Source organism: Bacteroides sp. LFL-34, from assembly GCF_027257075.1.
GTDB lineage: Bacteria > Bacteroidota > Bacteroidia > Bacteroidales > Bacteroidaceae > Bacteroides > Bacteroides ovatus.
The window spans coordinates 1-622 of sequence record NZ_JAPQKZ010000164.1; the positions used below are offsets into that span (position 1 = coordinate 1).

At 41.8% G+C, this 622-nt stretch carries 1 protein-coding gene; it reads left to right on the forward strand.

The window, feature by feature from the left end; all coding sequences use genetic code 11:
- Positions 1-556 (forward strand): transposase (locus N5O98_RS27390; protein ID WP_269496309.1); only part of this gene is annotated, 556 nt, incomplete at its 5' end.
- Between the last annotated feature and the right edge of the window lie 66 nt (positions 557-622).

The following is a 622-nucleotide window of genomic DNA, read 5'->3' on the forward strand; positions in this document are numbered from 1 at the left end:
CCCGTTCCATGCCGAAAGTCTCCATTACAATGCCCAAGAGGATTATTACGTTTGTCCTATGGGACAGCACATGAACCGTATAGGAACCAAACGTGACAAGACAGCGAGCGGATACATCACCGAAAGTGCCCGGTATAAAGCAAAAAGATGCGAAGGTTGCCCTTTGCGTGGCAGTTGCTTTAAAGCTCGGGGGAACCGTATTATAGAAGTCAACCACCGATTAAATCAATACAAACGGCAGGCACGGGAAAGGTTGCTCTCAGAAGAAGGTATCAAGCATAGAGGCAGGAGGTGTATAGAACCAGAGGCTGTGTTTGGACAAATAAAATACAACATGGCATACAGAAGATTCCGGCATGTGGGAGAAGACAAGGTTACAATGGACTTTGCTTTCTTTGCTATAGCCTTTAATATCAAAAAAATGTGTGCTAAACTGATAAAAGAAGGAAAGGGGCTCATTACAGTTGCCAAATATATGTTTATGGGACTATTTATAACCCGATATAATTGGAATATAGCAACTTGTTGCCAAATGCATGAGGAAAAAGCAGCATAGCCAAAAGAAAATATAGCAGAACTGTAAAATATAAAAGAGGTTGTGCCAACGTTTTGACACAACCTC